This is a genomic window from Synechococcus sp. R55.8, from assembly GCF_047461895.1.
Taxonomy (GTDB): Bacteria; Cyanobacteriota; Cyanobacteriia; order Thermostichales; family Thermostichaceae; genus Thermostichus.
Genome location: NZ_JANSIB010000047.1, coordinates 1 through 18765 on the forward strand (window position 1 = coordinate 1; position 18765 = coordinate 18765).

20 protein-coding genes and 1 riboswitch are annotated in these 18765 nt (G+C 58.5%); of the genes, 9 read left to right on the forward strand and 11 right to left on the reverse strand.

The features are described from left to right. Window positions 1–144 precede the first annotated feature (144 nt). From NW829_RS06430 to gloB, 4 genes are all read left to right on the forward strand, one after another. A complete protein-coding gene (locus NW829_RS06430; RefSeq protein ID WP_011431820.1) occupies window positions 145–324 on the forward strand; it encodes a 50S ribosomal protein L32 in 180 nt (59 codons plus the stop codon). Window positions 325–435: 111 nt separating this feature from the next. After that, entirely contained in the window at window positions 436–852 is a 417-nt protein-coding gene (locus NW829_RS06435; RefSeq protein WP_414416694.1) for a J domain-containing protein, read from the forward strand. A gap of 127 nt (window positions 853–979) precedes the next feature. Further along, window positions 980–1243 (forward strand): DUF3143 domain-containing protein, encoded by a 264-nt coding sequence (locus NW829_RS06440; protein WP_011431822.1) that lies wholly within the window; start codon window positions 980–982, stop codon window positions 1241–1243. Window positions 1244–1250: 7 nt separating this feature from the next. Further along, window positions 1251–2009: a hydroxyacylglutathione hydrolase gene (gene gloB, locus NW829_RS06445; protein WP_414416695.1), complete on the forward strand. Its 759-nt coding sequence runs from the start codon at window positions 1251–1253 to the stop codon at window positions 2007–2009. A 122-nt stretch (window positions 2010–2131) separates the two neighbouring features. On the opposite strand, the gene NW829_RS06450 is transcribed toward gloB, so the two are convergent. From NW829_RS06450 to NW829_RS06480, 7 genes are all read right to left on the reverse strand, one after another. After that, the gene (locus NW829_RS06450) at window positions 2132–3319 is read right to left on the reverse strand and encodes an MFS transporter (protein ID WP_414416696.1); all 1188 of its coding nucleotides are present in this window, start codon (window positions 3317–3319) and stop codon (window positions 2132–2134) included. A gap of 907 nt (window positions 3320–4226) precedes the next feature. Next, a complete protein-coding gene (locus NW829_RS06455; RefSeq protein WP_414416697.1) occupies window positions 4227–5963 on the reverse strand; it encodes a cation:proton antiporter in 1737 nt (578 codons plus the stop codon). 25 nt (window positions 5964–5988) lie between these two features. Beyond that, a riboswitch (Fluoride riboswitch) is annotated at window positions 5989–6093 on the reverse strand. 46 nt (window positions 6094–6139) lie between these two features. Then, window positions 6140–6781: a DUF1997 domain-containing protein gene (locus NW829_RS06460; protein WP_414416698.1), complete on the reverse strand. Its 642-nt coding sequence runs from the start codon at window positions 6779–6781 to the stop codon at window positions 6140–6142. Window positions 6782–6788: 7 nt separating this feature from the next. Next, a complete protein-coding gene (hisIE, locus tag NW829_RS06465) occupies window positions 6789–7475 on the reverse strand; it encodes a bifunctional phosphoribosyl-AMP cyclohydrolase/phosphoribosyl-ATP diphosphatase HisIE (RefSeq protein WP_414331487.1) in 687 nt (228 codons plus the stop codon). Between the two features lie 74 nt (window positions 7476–7549). Further along, window positions 7550–7822, reverse strand: coding sequence for a hypothetical protein (locus NW829_RS06470; protein ID WP_414331484.1), 273 nt, complete (start codon window positions 7820–7822; stop codon window positions 7550–7552). Between the two features lie 131 nt (window positions 7823–7953). Then, window positions 7954–10344, reverse strand: coding sequence for a polysaccharide deacetylase family protein (locus NW829_RS06475; protein ID WP_414412537.1), 2391 nt, complete (start codon window positions 10342–10344; stop codon window positions 7954–7956). A gap of 266 nt (window positions 10345–10610) precedes the next feature. After that, window positions 10611–11102 (reverse strand): phycobilisome linker polypeptide, encoded by a 492-nt coding sequence (locus tag NW829_RS06480; protein WP_071818135.1) that lies wholly within the window; start codon window positions 11100–11102, stop codon window positions 10611–10613. A gap of 239 nt (window positions 11103–11341) precedes the next feature. Between NW829_RS06480 and NW829_RS06485 the strand changes: the two genes are divergently transcribed. Beyond that, complete coding sequence (locus tag NW829_RS06485) at window positions 11342–11896, forward strand: DUF4079 domain-containing protein (RefSeq protein WP_011431843.1); 555 nt, start codon at window positions 11342–11344, stop codon at window positions 11894–11896. A 33-nt stretch (window positions 11897–11929) separates the two neighbouring features. Here NW829_RS06485 and NW829_RS06490 read toward each other — a convergent pair whose 3' ends face one another. Then, window positions 11930–13135: an E3 ubiquitin ligase family protein gene (locus NW829_RS06490; RefSeq protein WP_414416699.1), complete on the reverse strand. Its 1206-nt coding sequence runs from the start codon at window positions 13133–13135 to the stop codon at window positions 11930–11932. Between the two features lie 497 nt (window positions 13136–13632). On the opposite strand from NW829_RS06490, the gene NW829_RS06495 reads away from it, so the two are divergent. Further along, on the forward strand, window positions 13633–13782 hold the full coding sequence (locus NW829_RS06495) for a hypothetical protein (RefSeq protein WP_187147255.1): 150 nt from the start codon (window positions 13633–13635) through the stop codon (window positions 13780–13782). 63 nt (window positions 13783–13845) lie between these two features. On the opposite strand, the gene NW829_RS06500 is transcribed toward NW829_RS06495, so the two are convergent. Next, window positions 13846–14538, reverse strand: a complete 693-nt coding sequence (locus NW829_RS06500) for a response regulator transcription factor (RefSeq protein WP_414414117.1) — start codon at window positions 14536–14538, stop codon at window positions 13846–13848. Window positions 14539–14745: 207 nt separating this feature from the next. Between NW829_RS06500 and NW829_RS06505 the strand changes: the two genes are divergently transcribed. After that, the gene (locus NW829_RS06505; RefSeq protein ID WP_414414118.1) at window positions 14746–15519 is read left to right on the forward strand and encodes a Uma2 family endonuclease; all 774 of its coding nucleotides are present in this window, start codon (window positions 14746–14748) and stop codon (window positions 15517–15519) included. Window positions 15520–15527: 8 nt separating this feature from the next. On the opposite strand, the gene NW829_RS06510 is transcribed toward NW829_RS06505, so the two are convergent. Beyond that, window positions 15528–16709 carry a glycosyltransferase family 2 protein gene (locus tag NW829_RS06510; protein ID WP_414416700.1) on the reverse strand — a complete coding sequence of 394 codons (1182 nt, stop codon included), beginning with the start codon at window positions 16707–16709 and terminating at the stop codon, window positions 15528–15530. A 153-nt stretch (window positions 16710–16862) separates the two neighbouring features. Here NW829_RS06510 and NW829_RS06515 point away from each other — a divergent pair, with 153 nt between their 5' ends. Then, window positions 16863–17210: an STAS domain-containing protein gene (locus tag NW829_RS06515; protein WP_414351151.1), complete on the forward strand. Its 348-nt coding sequence runs from the start codon at window positions 16863–16865 to the stop codon at window positions 17208–17210. Between the two features lie 79 nt (window positions 17211–17289). On the opposite strand, the gene NW829_RS06520 is transcribed toward NW829_RS06515, so the two are convergent. Further along, a complete protein-coding gene (locus NW829_RS06520) occupies window positions 17290–18114 on the reverse strand; it encodes a tetratricopeptide repeat protein (protein ID WP_414416701.1) in 825 nt (274 codons plus the stop codon). Window positions 18115–18248: 134 nt separating this feature from the next. On the opposite strand from NW829_RS06520, the gene NW829_RS06525 reads away from it, so the two are divergent. Continuing rightward, on the forward strand, window positions 18249–18765 hold a 517-nt coding region (locus tag NW829_RS06525; RefSeq protein ID WP_414416702.1), incomplete at its 3' end, for a 2Fe-2S iron-sulfur cluster-binding protein.

An 18765-nucleotide genomic window follows, 5' to 3' on the forward strand; every position in this document is an offset into this window, starting at 1 on the left:
TCGGCGCTATCCTTCCCTGCCCTGAAGGACGGGGCTTGCCGCGCCTTTTGGTCAACCACTGATAGGCTACTTGCCTGAATAAAGCTGGGATCGGCAGCGCAGCCTCAATGCTAGCCTAGTAAGGCTGTGTTTTTGTGCGAAGCCATGCCTGTTCCTAAGAAGAAAACTTCTAAAGCCCGCAGTCGCAGGCGCTACGCCGTCTGGCTGGGCAAAGCTAAGCTCCAGGCCCAGCGAGCCATGACTATTGGGCGCGCCATTCTCAGCGGTCGCAACACCGGTTTCTACTATCCCAAAGCTAAGTCTGAAGAGGATGAGGAAGAATAGAGGCTTGCTGCAGGGATCCCGGTGTCTGCGCGAGTGATTACACTGGACTAGAGCTGTGCTCCCCTGAAAGCGGTTTTGCTGCCCCTGTAGTCTTGCTCCTCCATAGGTTGCATGCGCTCCTTGACTTCCCTCACCTACTACCAACGGCTGGGTCTGTCTCCAGCGGCATCTCCTGAGGCCATCCGGCGGGCCTACCGGCAATTGAGCAAGCGCTACCATCCCGATACTTCTCCCCTGGCTCCGGAAGTGGCCATTCGCTGCTTCCAAGAGTTGCAGGAGGCCTACCTTGTCCTTAGCAACCCGGCGAAACGGGCCATCTACGATGCCAGCTTACGGGCGGTGACCGCCAACACGGGATCTCTGGGCATGCCGGGATCCCTTGGTGCCGATTCTCTAGAGCTGCGTATGGAAACCCGCCCACTTTCGGCTGGCGAGCTGTGTGCCCTGCTGCTGATGGGATCCACCCTAGTCGTGTGTTTGGTGTTGGCAGGTGTCCTCGCTTGGCTGCGAGAGAGTGGGGCAAGCTGATTCTGCGAGCATTTCCTGCCCTCTTCGGTAGGACATTGGGATCGAGTTTTCGGATTCTGGATCAGGAGTGCTTGAATGAACATAGCCCGTTGACTCTAGGGTTTGATTGCTTTTCTTGAATCTCGCCATGCCTTTGCCTCCTGCAACCACGCCCCTGTACAATCACCCGCTCCACACCATCGAACGCTGGCTGGAGGATCAGGGCTGCACCCGCGATCCGCAGGATGTGGAGCAGTGGTTTTGCGAACGGCCTGGCTGGAAAGCCATTTTGCGCCTGGAAGAAACCAGCATTTGGGTGCGATACACCTACCCAGACGGCAACACGAAAACTTTATCTTTTCCCTATTCCCTCAGCCGGCAAGACGTAGAACAGGCCATTTTTGAGAGTTAGCCGAGCCATGCGCGTTCTCCAGTTGCCTGCCCTGCGCGATAACTACATCTACCTGCTCCACAATCCCGACACTGCAACAGCAGCCGTGGTGGATCCGGCAGTGGCTGAGCCCGTGTTGGAAAAGCTGGCCGAGCTGGGGGCGGAGTTGGTGGCCATTTTCAACACCCACCACCACCACGACCACGTGGGGGGCAACCGACAGCTTTTGGAGCGCTATCCCCGTGCCAGAGTCTATGGCAGCCAGGTGGATCGGGGGCGGATCCCTGGCCAGACGGTGGAGCTCAAGGCAGGGGAAACAGTGGAGTTTGCGGGTCGGCTAGCAAAGGTGCTGTTTGTGCCCGGCCATACCCGCGGCCATATTGCCTACTACTTTTCCGAGAGTGGGGATCTCTTCTGTGGCGATACCCTGTTTGCCGGGGGATGCGGGCGGCTGTTTGAAGGCACGCCGGAGCAGATGCTGGGATCCCTGGATCAACTGCGCCAGTTGCCTGAACCGACGCGGGTGTGGTGTGCCCACGAATACACCCTCAACAACCTCAGGTTTGCCCTGACGGTGGATGGGGGAAATCCCGACCTGCAGGCCCGTTACCAAAAGGTGGCCGCCCTGCGCCAATCGGGATCCCCAACAGTACCCAGCACTATGGGCGAGGAACGCCGCACCAATCCCTTCTTGCGTTGGGATCAGCCGGCTTTGCAGGCAGCCACCGGGCTCCAGGATCCGGTGCGGGTCTTCGCTCGCCTGCGCGGTATGAAGGATCAGTTCTGAAAATCGGGTTCTGACAAAAGCTCCTGGAGGTGGCCCAAAACCTGAGGGGATGGTGCTCCTCACCACCAGCACGAACGAAACCCCCGAAGAGCTGCACCGTAATCTGGTGCAGGGGCTTTTCATCAGCCCACCTCGGCCTGCCTCCTGGACACTAGAGCCAGCAGGATAGCCGCCCCCAGCCCTTGAGTGACTACCGAAAAGAGCACTAAGCCAGTCAGGGAGAAATCGTAAAGCACCCCCATCAGGGCGCTGCCCACAAACCAAGCCAATCCATAGACACTGGTAAACAGGCCAAAGGCAAAGCCCCTCGTCTCGGGAGCTACCATACCGGCCACCGCCGCCTTCATGATGGATTCTTGGGCCCCCAAGCCAATGCCCCAGAGCACCATGCCCAGCACCGTCAGAGCATAGGTACCGGAAAAGGCCAGCGGCGCAAATCCAGCCGATACCGCCACCGCTCCCAGCAGGCTCCACAGCCCCACGCGGTCGAACAGCCAGCCACAGCCCAGGGCGGCCAGGGCATCCACCCCCATGGCCAGGGCATAGAGCAAAGGGATCCCTGCCCCATCGCTCCCTGACTGTTGTTGCAGATGCAGGGCAATGAGGGGAAAATCCGCAAACCCCATAGCCACACAGGCTGCTGCCAAAAGATACAGCCAGAAAACTTTGGGCAAGCCTTTTGCTGGAGTCATCTCCGGCTCCGGCTCAAAGTCGCGCGGACTGGGATACAGCCATTGCGCTAGCCCCAAAGCCGCCAGCCCCACCGCTGCCGGGATCCCCAAGGCCAAAAACCCACCCCGGAAGCCATAGCCGACTTTCAGAACTGCCGCCACCAACAGCGGCCCCCCCACCGCCCCAATCTGATCTAGGGTCTCGTGCAGGCCAAACCCCAAGCCCCGACCCACCTGCAAGGCTGCATGGGAGAGCAACACGTCCCGCGGCGGGGTGCGGATCCCTTTGCCCGTCCGCTCGGCCAGCAACAGCAAAGCAGCCCAAGGCCAACTGCCCGCCCAGGCCAAAGCCGGGATCACCGCCGTGTTGATGACATAGCCCAAGGTGGTGAGCCGCCAGTGACCCCGACTGCGGTGCGCGGGATCCCTGCCCAGCCGGTCGCTCCAATACCCCACTCCCAAGCGCAAGCCATAGGCCAATAGCTCCCCCCCGCCGGCCACCAGGCCCACCACCGTGCCGCTGGCCCCTAGGGATCCCAAAAAAGCCCCAGAAATGCTGCGTGCCCCTTCATAGGTGGCGTCAGCGCACAAGCTCACAATGCCGAGGAGGAGAATAAAGCGCCAGGCAGAGGGAGACATAGTCAGCAACCGCTTGGTCGAGGCTGGCCAAATAGCTGGAGAAAGGGACAGGAGCTGCTCGCTCCCAAGAGGGCTCCCTATCTAGCAGCTCTAGCTACAGAGTAGCCGAGGGAGGTTCTCAAATCTTGCAAGTCCATCAAGGTCTTGCACTCCTTGCCCTGTCTAGGTTTAATAGGAGCGGGTGATGTTTTCCTCCAAGAACTCCTGCCCGAAGGAGCCAAGAAATGGCCAACAAAAGGATGGCTTTGAAGTTAATTTTCAACCTTTTGGGTAGCTGCCTAATCTCAATGGCCGTTGCAGGGGCAAGTACGACAATAGATAAACGGGCAATCTTAAATGCCGAATATCTCATAGCCACTCTGGATGGAGTAGAGCGGATTCGTTTTCAGAACGGAGAGTATCAACGAGGTTCTAGTGTCTTTCAGGAAGGGTTCCTAGTGGCAAAGCTCCAAGACCTAAAATTTAGCGACCTCAATAACGACGGGTTTCAGGATGTTGTTGCCATTGCAGCAAGCAATACAGGAGGATCCGCTAGTTGGATTAGCTTGTCAGGACTACTAGGTGGCCAAAAACTTGTGCCCTTGGAGCCTGTATTTCTAGGAGACAGAGTTGTAGTTAGTAACATTTCAATTGAGAAAGGCTCTCGAGGGAGTGCTCAGGTTTGCCTGGATATGCTGGTTCACGGGCCTAACGATGGCATGTGTTGCCCTACCAAGAAAGAGAGAAGATGTTTCGTGCTTTCTGAGAGGAGATGGATACCTCGTAAGTAAAGAAGCTACTGACTTCCTCGCAACTCCCAGCGAGCTAGAGTTTTCAACGTAAGTCAAACGTATTCATGCCCAGCGTAGTTTAGTGTTCCCTTGATTAGGGTCTTGCCCGGGATCCAAAGTTGGTCCTGGGGTAATCCCTACTTTGAGTCCTCCCCTCTTGACAAGCTAGAGAGGCTAGTCTGCCGCTCATCCCGAGGAAGCTCCACCAAAATGACAGGGATGGAGCTGGTTTCCAACACCGCCTGGGAGGTAGATCCCACCAAAACCTGCTCCCAGCCGCGGTGCCCCCGCTTGCCCATGACTATGTCGGTAACCTGCCGCTCCTGGGCTATGTTTACAATGGTCTCCGCCAAGGGCCCGGAAGCCAGGCAGAACTGGTGGCGAATATCCGCCAAAAGACGCTGGGCAAGCTGGCGCAACTGTTCCACCCCTTTCCCCTGCAGCTCATCGGTAACATGCAGCACAATCACTTCCCCATCCACCCGCCGCGCCAAATCGGCTGCCTTGCGCAACACCACCTCGGCTAGAGGAGAGGTATCCACGGCTGCCAAAAAGCTCACCTTGCCTTGGCTGCCCACTTTGGTGGGATCCACCTCTCCTTTTTCCAAAAGCCGGGGGGCGCAAACCTGGGTCAGCCAAGCGCCCAGGGGAGCGGTAACCAGAATTGACAAAGCCGCCAAGGCCAAAATGATCTCCCCACCGGGGATCCCTTGGGCCAAAGGGATCCCACCAATAGCCGCCTGCACCGTCGCCTTGGCCATGTTGCCCGGCAGCAAAAACAGCCGCTCCCGCCAGGTCCAGTTGCTCCCCAGGGTGGAAAGCCACCAACCCAGGCCCCGCCCCAGCAGCAGGCTCAGGGTTAAGAGCAGCAAGCCCGGCCAGAACACGGATCCCAGCACCCCCAGATCCAGCGACGCTCCCAACAGCACAAACAACACGATCTCCGCCACCGTCCAGAGGGCATCGAACCCACCTCGCAGCCGCCGCGCCAAGGGGGCATCCAGCTCAATCAGAAAAAACCCCATGGCCATCACCGCCAGATAGCCGGAAAAATAGGGCCACACCTGCGGCGCCAGCACCAAGCCCAAGGCCATGCAGGCAGCCAGCAGCACTTCCTGCACGCTGTTGCGAGTCCAGTTTTGTTGGGTTAGCAGCGACACCAGAACCCGCGCCCCCAGGTAGCCTATGGATATGCCCAGCAGGATCTCCATCCCCACTTGGAACGGCAGCCACTGCAGCGGCGATAGCTCCAGCCCCAGCAGGCGAACGCTCTCTGCAGAGCCCTGGCCCAAAAAGCTGAGCAACAGGCTAAACCCCAACAACAGCAGCACATCGGAAAGGGCGCTGCCGGTCAAAATAGCATCCGGGATCCCCTTGGCCACCCCCCAGCCCAAACTCTTGAGGCGCAACATCCCCGGCACGATCACGGCTGGCGACTCCGCCCCAATCACGCAGCCCAACAGCAAACCGGTAGGCCAGTCCAACCCCAGGATCCAGGTGCTCAACAGGGCCACCGCCACCGCCTCGCAGGCTGCCGGCAAAAACCCCAGCCGCAGGGCTACAGACCCTTGCTGGACCAGCTTCTCCCGATCCAGCCCCAGGCCCGCCTTCATCAAAATGATCATCACCGCCACCAGCCGCAGATCCCCTGCCGCTGCCAGCACCTCGGGAGACAAGACCTCTCCCAGCAGGATCCCTACGAGGATCATCCCCAACAGAGGGGGCATCCCCAACCGACCCACGATCTGGCCGACAAAAAAGCCCATGACCAGGATCCACAGCCAACTGCCCAGCATCAACAGATCCTCTCTCCTTGCCGTGTTGAAGGGCAACTCAGGGGGGAGAGCCTCTGGGGAGTGCGGACGCAAAGCCAAAAACTCCTACCCCCTGGATACCCCCAGAAGTGTAGGAGTCATCAGCCTCAGCCTTGGATGTCAGAACAATCCCAGAAGAATTCTGAATCGGTGCGAGGCGGTTGCGGTGAACTCCATCACCGGTTGCCAGAGCAAGGCTCAAAAGCCGACCGGCAACTGATCCCGCTTGCAGGGTATCATGCTTTCTCTTCCACAACAACTAGGCGATAGGGGCAATCTGTACGGCCAATGGAGCGGTAGAAATCCCGGCAGACATTGTCGGTAAAGCGATCGCTGAGGCCGCGGGTTACCTGCTGCACCACTTGACGGGCCACCCGATAAACCAACTTGCGGGGCAAAACCTGCAAAAACTTAGGCAAAGCCAGCCCAATCTCCAGATGAAGAGACCAGTGAACACGAGTTGTGGGCAGGTCTTTCAGGGATCCCTGCAGCTCCTCCAGCTGGAAATCGGCTTGGCAGCTGACCCGGTAAGGCATTCCTTCATCGCCGGGCAACTCAATCGAGGTCAGACAAAACCGGTAATCTTTATCCGGCCAGATCTTGACCCCAAAACTGGGCTCCAGCTCAAACCCCAGCCCGCCCATGCGGAAAAACTGCAACCTGTAAGTCTCGGCAGACAAAGCTTCCACCTGCAATGGCCTGAAGCACCGCTGGATCCACTGGGCATGGCCTCTCAGGTAACGGGCCAAGGTCTCCCGATCGGTTTCCAGATCCACTTGGCCACAGCGCGCGGCTTGTAAATCCAGGTGGGCTTTGTCCAGGGAGGGATCCCAAGAGGACGGAGAGGGATCTGCGGGAGCACCGCCTTCGGGGGACATGGCCCTTTCACTTGGCGGAACGGCGGGCTTGGAGCTGGCGATAGACATCCCTAACATCTACCTGATAGTGAGCAAGGGCCACGAGGCAGTGGTACCAGAGGTCGGCCATCTCACGGGCCAAAGCCACGCGGTCTTGATCCTTAGCCGCCATCACCACCTCAGCCGTCTCCTCGCCAAGTTTCTTCAAAATGGCATTTTCCCCCTTGGCTAGCAAGCTGCTGGTGTAGGAATCGGGACGGGGATCCGCCTGGCGGGCCTTGACCACGGCAAACACCTGCGACAGGGTATCGGCTGCTGGAAGGGGATCCCCTTGCAAAGGGCGAAAGAAACAGCTCCGCGCTCCTGTGTGGCACGCTGCATCCCCCACCTGCTCCACCAGGATGACCAGGGCGTCGCCGTCGCAGTCGTAGCGGATTTGTTTGACCCACTGCACATGGCCAGAAGTTTCCCCCTTGGGCCACAACGCCTGCCGCGAGCGGCTCCAAAACCAGGTGCGGCCTGTTTCCAGGGTTTTTTGCAGCGATTCCCGGTTCATCCAGGCCATCATCAGCACTGTTCCGTCCAGGTAGTCCTGCACGATGGCCGGGATCAGGCCCTGTTCATTGTAGGTGAGGCTGCCCAGCCAGGTGATCTCCTCGGGCAGAAGCGATCGAGGGGGATCCGAGGAAGGGTTGAAGGCCAGAGCAGCAACCATAGAGCAGCGACCTGAAAAACCGCATTGAGAGCAGGATAACAGAACCAGCCCTCGCCAAGATATCCTTGACAACCTCAGCCAAGGGGTACCAGTTCCCGTGCCGCCAGGGACAGGACCACCTCTTCTCCCTCACCGGCCAGAGTCACCAGCCAGCGGTCGCGGTTTTCACGGGTGAGGACGATCCCCAGCCTCCCCTTAACAGAAGGAGGATACAACAGCCGTACCCACATGCCCGGCTCGAGCTGGGCAGCCGACCGCAGGGGATCAGCCGGGTTGCCGAGAATCCGCTTCTCCATTACCCAGGTCGCCCCAGGGTTCTCGGCCCCCCCTTCAGCAGCAGATGTCATGACCTCCCTCAGCACACCTCTCCTAAGCACCACCGGCAGGGTAAACAGCAAACTTAGCCCCCAGTGCTAGAGGCAAGCCGGACTTCTTCGGCCAGGATAGACCCTCTGTTGCGGAATGGCTGTATCGCAGATTACCGACTTAACCCGGAGGTCGGGCTGGGAGCACCGGTGTGGGGTTGGACAGAAGCGCTGGGCAGCAGCTTACGCTCCGGCTTGCGCTCCAGGGACAGGGCAGGCCGTTCTAAGCGCGTATCCACCAGTACCGAGGGAGAGGCCAAGTTAACGCGCTCCAGCAGACGCCGCAGCAGTTGAGCATCGATGATGTCCACCCCTTGGCGGGCTGTCGCCGTTCCGGCCACCAGGGGGGTAGGGGTGGCTGGAAGGGGGGATCCCATCTCACTGCGCTCAGGTGCAGCCAGCACCAATTCCGCCATTGCCTGGGCCAGCTCTTGACCATACACCCCATCAGGGCCCGAAGGGAGTAGATCCAGCCGTCCCTGCTGAGTGGCCAGGTGGCTCAACCCCAGTTGCACCGCCACCACCGCCGCCCCCCGATCCCCCCGCCTCAAAGTGCGTTGGCCGGCCAGAATGCTCTTGAGTTGGGCTTTGGCCGCCTCTTGCTCGCTGCCGGGCAAAAGTTGCACTAGCCCTTCCAGCTGATCTCCCTCAGAGCCAGCCTTGGCCTCGGGATGGGGATCCTCCCGCCAAAGGCGAGTCAGGTCGTAGAGCAAGATGGCATGGGGCACAGGACGGCTGGGCTGGTTGGGACCGGCATGGCCGGTGGCGAGGATCTCCCCTTTGTAGACCAGGGAGGTGCTAAAGCCAGAGTCCAGCAGCACGGCTTCCCGGATCCCGGTTTTGGGCAAAATACGGGCCAGGATGGCGGCGTTGACGTGGGTTTTGGTAACTCCGATCACCACCCGCTCCTGGTCATCTACCCCAAAGAAAGCTCTGGGGCGAAACTCAGCAGCGCTGGCAAGGCGGAACGAGTTGATCTCCGCCGGAGAGAGGGCATGGCCATCCTTAACCAGCCATAGACCGGCCACAAACAGATCCGTGACATCCGGCATCAACTGGCGGATGTTCTCCAAGTGGGTCATGGTGTCGGGATCAAAGGGCACAAAGCGGAGGCGATCCCTGCCCAGCAGCACCAAGGGGCGACCGCGCACCACCTTGTCGTCTTCGGGGCGACCGGGGATGAAGGTCTTGTGGTTGGCAGCCATCACCGGCCCCACCATGACATTGCTGGCAGAGTTGATCCAAGGGATGGAGAAGAAGCTGCCGTTAATGCCAGCATCGGCCTGGTAGCGCTGGACCAACGTCCTGACTTCGTAGCGCCGTTCTGCGTGCACTGTAGCCGCCCGCCCGCCGCGAAGGGTGAGAACACGCACCTGGTCGATCACTTCGTCGGTCAAGGCCAACGGTTGGGTCACATCCAGCCGGTAGTCGGGGCTGCGGTTGAGGGTGAAGGTGCGGGCGCCAATGATGGCCTCGGTGATGCGAAACTGGTTAAAGCGTCGCACCTCCAGCAAGTTGGGCGATTGTCCTGTAAAACCGGGATCCATCGTAAAAGACATCCGGTAACCGGCATCGGCCAGGTATTGCTTCACCCGCTCGTCCCGGTTGCCTTCGGGATAGGCAAAGTAGTGGATGGGGTGGCCCAGCTCCTGCTCCAGCTTGGTCTTGCAGTCGAACACTTCCCGCCGCAGACGGGCATCGTCTAGCACCCGCAGATCAGGAGGATGGTTGACGGTATGGGCGGCAAAGTCAATCAGCCCGCTGGCATCCATCTCCCGCATCTGATCCCAGGTGAAGTGATCCTTGCTGGTGGGCACGCCGACAAAGCCGGTTTGCACAAAGTAGGTGGCGGGGTAGTTGTACTCCTTCAAAAGGGGGTAGGCGTTCTCGTACAGGCCCAGGTAGGCGTCGTCAAAAGTGAGCAAAATGGCTTTTTCGGGCAAGGGATCCCCGTCCCGCAGGTGTTTGTACAGTTGGTCGATGTGGATGGGGGTCAACCCCGCCTGCTTAATGGCCTCAAAGTGTTGCCGCAGCTCCGCCGCCGTAGTGTCGAACCAGACCTGCTTGCGGCCAGTCACCACATCGTGATACATGATGGCGGGCACATAAGAAAGGCTGGCCAAGGGATCCAAAGCAAAGGGATCCCGCTCCAGTTGGGTCTCTAAGGAGATGGGCAAGCGCTGTTGAGCCGCTTTAGCGTGGGCGCGGGGGGCAGGGATCTCCGCTAGAGGTGGCGAGAGCCCCGGCAGGCGGCTGACCCAGTCGGGATGAGCAGTTGCCCAGGCCACCAGGGCCCCAGCCCCAAATCCCAGCAGGATCACCAGCAAGCTTAAGAAGGGGAGTAACCTCGGTCGAGACTTGGCCAGCGGACGTCGAGAGGAAGAGGAAAAGCTTTGTCGTGGAGTGGGCGAGGGGTACGGCTGGGATCCCTTTGTTGACCCAGAGCCTGCATGGCCTTGGGGCATCGACCCTCCCAAGCGCGTCGGCTGTCGTCGAGATGTCATGGCCTCACTCCCCACTCCCAATTGCAAAAGCTCAGCCCTCGCCGGAACGCCTTTTCCTACCCAAAGCCCACCCCCAGGACAGCAGGAAAAGGCAGCCTTCCAGGCAACGGCAAAACCAACGCCAGCCTACCACCCCATCCTCAAGTTGGGGATAGGGGAGAAATCGCCGCATGCTTTCTACAGGGATCCCTCGTTGAAATTGTTTGAACCAGAACGGCCTGGACGGGTGGCCTGAAAGAACCCAGAACCTCCCAGGAAGCCGCCCGCTACTCAAGGGTGCTTAGCAGATTGGACTCGGCAATGCTGACGATCTTGCCTCCCATTTGGGTGATCCGTTTCACTTCTTGGGAAAGGCGGCTGAAGGGCACTTTGTACTCGACAACACTTCTGCGCACACCTCCTCCCACGAGGCCGGATACCTTGATGGCGAAGATTTTATCGCTATTCGGCAGCCCTCCTTCTGAGCTGCTGGCCTGAGCGACCTCTGGTTCTGGGGCCGATGCCACCTGAGGCGCCGTGGCGACGCTCTCCCGCTCCAGGAGTAGCCGCCAGCTGCGGGGATAGGCAGGCGCCAAACGATAGACCACCTTATAGGAGCCGGCTATGTGGTCATCCTCGGCCTCCACCTTCACCACAGTTCCCGCTGGAATGTCCAGCTTGGCCCCCTTAGACATGACTTTAATTCCCGGCCAATTGGTGGGCACATCCGTCAGCAGCTCGACCTCAAAGGCTTGATCCCCCAACAACAACTTGGCCATCTCAACAACTCCGTTTTGCTCAGCACTCAGTGGCGGGAGAGCCGCCCACAACCACAGCTTCATCGTCAGACATTCTACCGCTGCCAGGTGCCCACCAGAAGCTTCCCGCTGGCATGGGTCAGCTGACGTCCTCCCTTCAACGAATTGAGGGAGATCACTGATGTCCTCCCATTCTAGAATTGGGGTGTTGTAGATTTGTTAAGCAGCTGTAGATTTATTGCGGAGGTAGAGGGAGCGCCATGAACCTGTTGAGCTTGGCCTTGCCGGATCTGTCGGCAGCTTCGGATGGGTTAGCCGCCACCTTGCAGCCCGTAGCCCAGTTTTTTGCCGGCCTTAACTTGCCCCAACCCATTGTGCAATGGGGTCACCCCTTGATGATGGGGATCGTGGTGGTGGTGATGGGCAGCTTTGTCGGCCTGACTGGGTGGCGAGGACGGGCCTTGCGTCTGGCAGCCGCCTCCACAGCGCCAGAGGGATCCCTGCCGGAAGCGGCCCAGAAGCCTCTGCTTGACCACCGCAAATTGGCCCCCTGGATGGCCACCTTCATTGCCTTGGGCTACACTGGCGGCCTTCTTTCTCTGGTGATGCAAGGGAAGCCCCTGTTGAGCAGCCCCCATTTTTGGACGGGATCCCTGGTGTTGCTGTTGTTGGCGGTGAATGGAGCTTTGTCCCTCAGCGGCTTTGGGGGCAACCGCGCTGCTTTGCGCACCACCCATGCCTATGTGGGTAGCCTCATTCTATGTGTACTGTTTGCCCATGCCCTGCTTGGGCTCAAGCTGGGTTTGTCGTTGTGAGTGGCAGTAGGCTTCCCTCTGCCTGGGCAGGAACTAGCGATAAGGCTGCAGGGATTGCAGCAGGTGGAGCACGGTGAAAATGCCGATACCCAGCAGGACGACGGATCCCACCAGGTAGCTGCTGGCATTGGAGCGCTGCTCTTCCAAGAGGGCTTCAGGGGATTTGGGGGCAATCATAAACCTTTCCCCAGAAAGGGGTTTTCGGATCACGGGATCCCCTGCCTCAAAACGAACCTGCCCCATGGTAAACGCCATCGCATCCACCGGAATCACCCATTCCTTATAGATAAAAGCTCGGGTGGAGCGATTTTCTGTTCTCACTCCGGAAAGGTAGCGCTTGAGATTGAAGTTGAACCGGCTGGGCCCTTTTCCTGGAAAAATATGCTCATCCACAACCGACATAGCCTCTATCTCCGCACCTGTGGGATCCACCCTCACCCTTCCAGTTTCGTCTTCGATGAAAAAAGGGATCTGGCGAACCACCGAGTGAAGGGTTTCGTCTCTCGTTCTCGTCTCTCTTTCAAGGAGATATTCCCGACCTGTGCTCGGATCGTAATACACGTTGGCGTAGTGTTTTTGGGGAGAGCTTACTTCGGAAAACGGCGATTTTTGAGGATAGCCTGGAGAGCCAAGCTGCTGGGGGTAGTCGGGGTAACCAGGCTTTTTCTGGAAAGAACCGGAACCGGGGTAGCCAGGGTTGGGCTTTTGTGGAAAAGAATTAGAGTAGTCGGGATCAACCCTTTTCTGAAAAGAACCGGAGTCAGAGTAGCCCAAGCCGGGCTTTTTCCCGACCATCTCCCCCGGATAGGATTTTGCTCGGGATCCCAAGCGTAGAGCGTTCTGATATTCGCCTTCGCTGATCCGTTCGCTATACGCTACATCGCCTTGGCTATTCAAATACCTTCGATAGCATTCGATCTCGTCATACTCCCAAGAGATCTCAGACTTGTAGTAGACGCAAGGCTGTCGCGAAAGTTCCGATACCAAAGGCCGATCGCACACAACCCTGCCGTAAACTTGAGCCAAGTTTGCTCCTTTTGCCTGGGGGTTGGTCTGACCGAGATGGCGAAGCTCGGCTATCTTGAGCAACCGAGTTGCAGAGAGCTGTTGAACCAACCTTTGGGAGCGCAAATACTCAACAAACGAAAACAGAGAGGCAGGAAGACAAAGCAGACCAAGCAGCATCAGCCAGTTCATAAAGGCCTTCCTTTCCGGGGGTGGGAGTGAAGTTGGCCTCATGCTAGCAGTTACCTGTGAAACAGGATTTAAGAGAAGTTTAAGGCAATCCCGAATGCGGGCAGTTCCAAACTTTACCAAGAAGCTAGGCCTGAAGCCCCGCCCTTCCAGGACGGCTTTTGCCCTGTTAGACCTGCGATAAGATACACCCACGCTGGTCAGAGAAGCCAAACTCCTCAACGCCACTCCAGCGCAGTACCAAGCCTTGGATGACAGAGTACACCGGCCAGGTGGTGGGGCTGGATGTGGGCGACAGCAGTGGGCAAGCTGTGCCGTGTCTCCAGTTTTTGCGTCGTGCCGAAAGGAGATTGAAGCAACAGCAAAGAAGACTGAGCAGAAAGTTAGGCCCACGGCCCGCTGGCGTGAATAGGAAGGGGGTAAAACCTCAATACAGCAACTACCACAAGTAGAGGAAGCGGCTTGGCGAGGTACACTTCAACCAAATCAAAGTCTGGCGCCAGCGTAGAGACCGGGTTATTGAGCTAGCCCAGTGTGTGGGAATGTCTCACGACATTGTGGTTTATGAGGACTTGCAGGTGCAGAACTTGGTGAGAAATCACCACTTGGCCAAGTCTTTCACGCTAGCGGCGCGGAGCGCTTGGGGGAACGACTGGGGAGATAGGCACCGCCGTCGTGGAGGGGAAACCTGATACAGCTAAGTGCTGTCGCAGAACCAGGAACCAGAATCCTTGCTCTTTGGGGCGGGGGGCATGTCAATCGCGCAACACGTAGCCTACCCCGCGCACCGTCTGGATAAGGCGCTTCTCCCCTGGGCCTTCGATCTTGAGGCGCAAGTAGCGAATATAGACCTCGATGATATTGGAGTCGCCCGTGAAGTCGCAGCCCCACACATGCTCTAAGATCTGTTGGCGGGTGAGCACCTGACGGGGGTGTTCCATCAAGTAGCGCAACAGGTCGTATTCTTTGGCCGTCAGCTCCACCTGTCGCTCTCCCCGGGTTACCTCCCGCGTTACGGGATCCAGAATCAGATCCATGAACACCAACTGGCCGTCGCGGGATCGCTTTGGCTGCCGCAAATAGATCCGTATCCGAGACAGCAGCTCCTGAATGCTGAAGGGTTTGACCACGTAATCATCCGCCCCGGCATCCAACCCCGCTGCTCGATCCGACACCTCATCTCTGGCGGTCATCAACACCACCGGCACGCGGTTGCCCGTTGAGCGCAGTCGCCGACAAATTTCCAAACCTGAGATGCCGGGCAACATCCAGTCCAACAGCACCAAGTCGGGGTTTTGGTCGCAGGCTGCCCTCAACCCGGCCATGCCATCGCTGGCTACGCTGACTCGATATCCCTCACAGGTCAGCTCCGTTTCCACAAAACGAGCCAGCTTAGCTTCATCTTCGATCACCAGAATGTGGGCAGAAGAGGGTTCAGGCTCTGGCATACGCTCTCTTGCTGAATCCAAGGAAGACGCCGAAAAACTTGCTCATTGCCCCCAAGCATATCTCAACCGTATGGATTGGCAGTCGAGATGACTGAATCCGTCCTAGCCTGCAACAGCCTTGTGGAATTGCCTGGGGTTGATATCAGCAAGTGCTTTGAGTTATTCAAAAGGCATTCATGTACCTTATCACCATGAGTATCCTAAGCCATGACCCTCTCTCCTGTTCGGCTCACCCCGCCCCTACCTCCCATTCGATGGGAAAAACTGCCGGAAGACTTTCCCTTGCCGGATGAGCCTGCGGAAAGCACCTTACAGCCCCTTTTGGCTGCTGCTCTGCGTGAGGCATTGGAACTCGCTCAGATGATCCCTGCCCAGGCTTTGATCGCCTCCAACTTTGGCCTTTGCAGCACTGTCGGGGACAAGGTGGTGGTGAAAGCCCCCGACTGGGTTTATGTGCCCGCAGTACAGCCGATTCCCGAAGGAGAGATCCGCCGCAGCTATACCCCACACTTAGAAGGGAATCCCCCGGCGATTGTGATGGAATTCATCTCCGAAACCGAGGGCGGCGAGTACTCCATCAATCCCCACTATCCCTATGGAAAATGGTATTTCTACGAGCGCATTTTGCAGGTGCCTGTCTATGTAATCTTTCATCCCAAAACCGGTGAGCTGGATGTCTACCGCCTGGAGAATGGCCGCTATACCCCTGTATCGGCGGATGAAAACCGTCGCTACTGGATCCCGGAGATTGGCTTGTTTTTGGGGGTGTGGCGGGGACAAAAAGCCGAGACCAAAGCCAACTGGTTGCGGTGGTGGACTGCCGATGGGAATTTGCTCCTATGGGGAATCGAACAGGTAGAGCAAGAGCGGCAGCGGGCCGAAGCGGCAGAAGCAGCCCTCGAACAGGCCCGTCTGGAACAGCAGCGCCTAGCCGCGAAATTGCGGGAGTTGGGCGTGGATCCCGAGGCAATAGCCGATTGAGGGCTCTCCTAGTAGGTGCGCCCGCGCCAAGAGCGGGGCCGGCTGAGGGCAGATAGGATTATCCGCAGAACGGCCAAGGGATCCGCCAGAGGCGACATCCAGAACGTCCAAGGGGGATCCTGATAGGAGCCGCGAATCCCCACGAGCACACCCAACCGTAGGGCAAGCAACCCCAAGTTCAGCCCCAACAGCAATTGCTCCGTCAGGGAGAGGGAAAGCCCTAAGCCGATCATGCCCAGTAAACCCACCGCCGCCAGCCCAGGGATCCCTTGGGTGAGGACGAGGAGAGCTATATCCCCCCACAACTGGGCCACAGGGGTGGCATCTTTCAAATCGAGGGATCGGCCCCACTCTCGCCAAGTTTCGCCAAAAGAAGTGTACATGCGCACCTTGAGCAGGTGCCGACCGTCGTAAAAAGCTACTTTAAAGCCGGCTGCCGCAATCTGCCGCACCAGGGTCACATCGTCACAAAATGAAGCCCGCGCCACTGTGTAGCCATTCATCGCTTCCAGCACCGACCGGCGCACCAGCATACATTGCCCATTGGCCATCGTCCGTTCCGGCAGGGTGGCGGTGTCTCCGGCGGCCCCGTAGCGGTAGATCAGGGTCACCAAAAGAGCCGGCTGCAGCCAGCCTTCCCCCCAGTGCTGCAAGATAAACTGCGGTGCCAGGGTGATCAGGTCGAGCCTTTGGGCCTGGGCGGTTTCCAGCAGGCGCTCCACCAAGCCTGGCTGGGGACGGGTATCGGCATCAATGCCCAGGATCCACTCAGAGGCCGGATCCGACTGGAGAAACCCATAGTGCAAGGCCCAGGGGCGGCCCACCCATCCGCCGGGGAGGGGATCGTCGGTCAGCAGGCGAAAGCGGGGATCCCGCTTGGCCATCTGCAGCACTTTTTCGGGGGTGCCATCTTGAGAGCGGCTGTCCACCACCAGCACCTCCCGCAGGACGGAGCTCTGTTGGTGCAATCCTTCCAGGCAGGGATCGATGCGTTCCGCTTCGTTGAGAGTAGGCAGCAACACGCTGACCAAGCCCGGCTGCAAAGGGATCCCAGGCTGACCGGGAGGCAGAGGGGAAGGGCGCCGCAAAGAGGGCAGCAGCCGCGCCAGCAGCACCGCCAGCATCGGCACTTGCATAACCAATAGGCTCAGGGCGGCAGCATCTCCAGCCCAGGCAGGGATCCCGTTCATGCCAGTTCTAACCTGTAAGGGAAAAGTGTCCAAGAATGCTTGCAAGAGAAGCCCAGGGAGGACAAACTCATACTCATGGTGATTTAGCAATTCAAAATCAGTCTGGTTGCATCGTGCCTGTGCCCATCCCCCCTCAAACCTGACGGGCTTTTCATGGATGTCTTCATCCAGCTCAGCCACAAGGGATCCCCTGTTACGGTTGTGAAATTGCACAGTGAAAGGCTCAACGCCGCGATTGCCCGCGAGGTACGGAAAGAGCTAAGCCAAATTCTCACCGAGAAACCGGGGCATTTCTTGTTGGATCTTAGTCAGGTTAGCCTGATCGACAGCATGGGGTTGTCGGTTCTGGTTTGGGCGCATCGCCATTGCCGCACTTTAGGCTATCAACTCAAGTTCTGCAGCCTGCAGGAGCAAGTCAAGCTGCTCTTCTCCATCACCGGCTTGGATGCCATTTACGAGATCTACCCCTCTGTAGAAAAGGCACTTGAGTCTTTTCCGTAGCTCTCCCTATCGGGTCAACTGAGAACCGTCAGGGATCAGCTTCTCAACACCTGGATTAGCCTAACGGTTGAAAACCCGCTCAGGGAGTGGGGTTATCGTTTTGCCTCTCGACCGTCTGGGGCCGGTTCACCTGAGCATAAATCTCTGCTTGCTGCTGGATTTGCTCCCGAACTTGGGGCGGGGCCAGCCGGGCTGCTTGCTCAAACAGCTCAGGCGCTTTTGCCCGTAGGTTTTCATCGGTGGCGGAGCTGAGGGCTATGGCTTTGCCCAACACGGGGGTGAAATCACTGGGATCCGCCGCAATCAACTTGTCGTAGAGGACTACAGCTTTCTCAGTCTGGTTGTTGCGGGCGTAGACAAAGGCCAAGCGCAAACGTACATCATTATCTTCCGGCACTTCTTCAAGATGCTTCTCCAGTAGGGCAATGGCCTCAGAGGTGCGGCCCAGGGTTAGCTGCACATCCACCAACTGCTGCAGCACCTGGCCATCTTTGGGATCCCCCTCGTAAAGGATCTGGAGCTGTTCTAATGCCCCTTCAAAATCCCCCGTATCCTGCTGGATTTCGGCCAAAAAGGCTCTCAGTTGCCGATTTTCGGGCTCCAGTTGTACCAGCTTCTTCAGCGGCTCAATGGCCCCTTGCGGCTCGTTCAATTGCAGTTGGGTGTCGATCAACCCCCGCAGGGCAATGGGGTTATCCGGCTCCCGCTCCAGCACGACGCGATAGCCGTCTGCCTGGGCCCGCAGTTGCTCGGTTACCAGGCTGGCCTCTGGAGATTCGGAAGGCCCGAGGGCCTGGAATAGCGGGCCAAAGGAGAAGCCCAAGAAAGTTACCGTGCCCACCACCAGCAGCAAAATGTTGAGGAGCTTGCGGGCTGGGGATTCTTGGGGTTTGGACTGAGGCATAAAGGGCTCGCGCAGAAGACTCCTCTGTACTCTATCATCGGCGCCGGGGCAGGCTGCGGGGTGAGGTTACCCAATACCCAAAACTTTTGAAAACAGCATCCAAGGGGAGGGCAATGCCGTACTGAATTTAGGTAGTGCTGAATCTTTTTGCCACCCCTCACTCCCTCTTAACCATGCGGATCACCTGTTACCCCGACAACCTCACCTTGGAAGCCAATCCCCTGCTCACGGTTCTGGAAAATCTGCTCAAGGCGGGGGTGCGCCATGTCCATGCCTGTGGGGGCAATGCCGCCTGCTCCACCTGTCGCATCCTGATTTTGGAAGGCAGCCAAAACTGCCGCAGCATGACCCCTGCCGAGAAGAGGTTGGCCCAACGGCTGGATCTTCCCGTGCATATTCGCCTGGCCTGTCAAACCCGCATCACTGGAGATGTCACCCTGCAGCGGCTGGTGATCGATAAAGCAGATGTGGAAGTAGCTCAACATCAATTGCAGGCCCATTCGGTCGGCAGCCAAGTCACCGCCGCCATTCTCAGCGCTTCCCTGCGGGGGACGGCCAACTTCGACGAGGAGAACTTTCCCTACGATGTTGTCTACACCTTGGGTCGCTACTTCGCCCAAATGGGGGCCTTGGTGCAGCAATATGGGGGAG

Coding starts and splice junctions, on each gene's coding strand:
- NW829_RS06430 (WP_011431820.1), top strand. CDS start 145: ATGCCTGTTCCTAAGAAGAAAACTTCTAAAGCCCGCAGTCGCAGGCGC.
- NW829_RS06435 (WP_414416694.1), top strand. CDS start 436: ATGCGCTCCTTGACTTCCCTCACCTACTACCAACGGCTGGGTCTGTCT.
- NW829_RS06440 (WP_011431822.1), top strand. CDS start 980: ATGCCTTTGCCTCCTGCAACCACGCCCCTGTACAATCACCCGCTCCAC.
- gloB (WP_414416695.1), top strand. CDS start 1,251: ATGCGCGTTCTCCAGTTGCCTGCCCTGCGCGATAACTACATCTACCTG.
- NW829_RS06450 (WP_414416696.1), bottom strand. CDS start 3,319: ATGTCTCCCTCTGCCTGGCGCTTTATTCTCCTCCTCGGCATTGTGAGC.
- NW829_RS06460 (WP_414416698.1), bottom strand. CDS start 6,781: ATGTCCCCCGAAGGCGGTGCTCCCGCAGATCCCTCTCCGTCCTCTTGG.
- hisIE (WP_414331487.1), bottom strand. CDS start 7,475: ATGGTTGCTGCTCTGGCCTTCAACCCTTCCTCGGATCCCCCTCGATCG.
- NW829_RS06470 (WP_414331484.1), bottom strand. CDS start 7,822: ATGACATCTGCTGCTGAAGGGGGGGCCGAGAACCCTGGGGCGACCTGG.
- NW829_RS06475 (WP_414412537.1), bottom strand. CDS start 10,344: ATGACATCTCGACGACAGCCGACGCGCTTGGGAGGGTCGATGCCCCAA.
- NW829_RS06480 (WP_071818135.1), bottom strand. CDS start 11,102: ATGGCCAAGTTGTTGTTGGGGGATCAAGCCTTTGAGGTCGAGCTGCTG.
- NW829_RS06485 (WP_011431843.1), top strand. CDS start 11,342: ATGAACCTGTTGAGCTTGGCCTTGCCGGATCTGTCGGCAGCTTCGGAT.
- NW829_RS06490 (WP_414416699.1), bottom strand. CDS start 13,135: ATGAGGCCAACTTCACTCCCACCCCCGGAAAGGAAGGCCTTTATGAAC.
- NW829_RS06495 (WP_187147255.1), top strand. CDS start 13,633: ATGTCTCACGACATTGTGGTTTATGAGGACTTGCAGGTGCAGAACTTG.
- NW829_RS06500 (WP_414414117.1), bottom strand. CDS start 14,538: ATGCCAGAGCCTGAACCCTCTTCTGCCCACATTCTGGTGATCGAAGAT.
- NW829_RS06505 (WP_414414118.1), top strand. CDS start 14,746: ATGACCCTCTCTCCTGTTCGGCTCACCCCGCCCCTACCTCCCATTCGA.
- NW829_RS06510 (WP_414416700.1), bottom strand. CDS start 16,709: ATGAACGGGATCCCTGCCTGGGCTGGAGATGCTGCCGCCCTGAGCCTA.
- NW829_RS06515 (WP_414351151.1), top strand. CDS start 16,863: ATGGATGTCTTCATCCAGCTCAGCCACAAGGGATCCCCTGTTACGGTT.
- NW829_RS06520 (WP_414416701.1), bottom strand. CDS start 18,114: ATGCCTCAGTCCAAACCCCAAGAATCCCCAGCCCGCAAGCTCCTCAAC.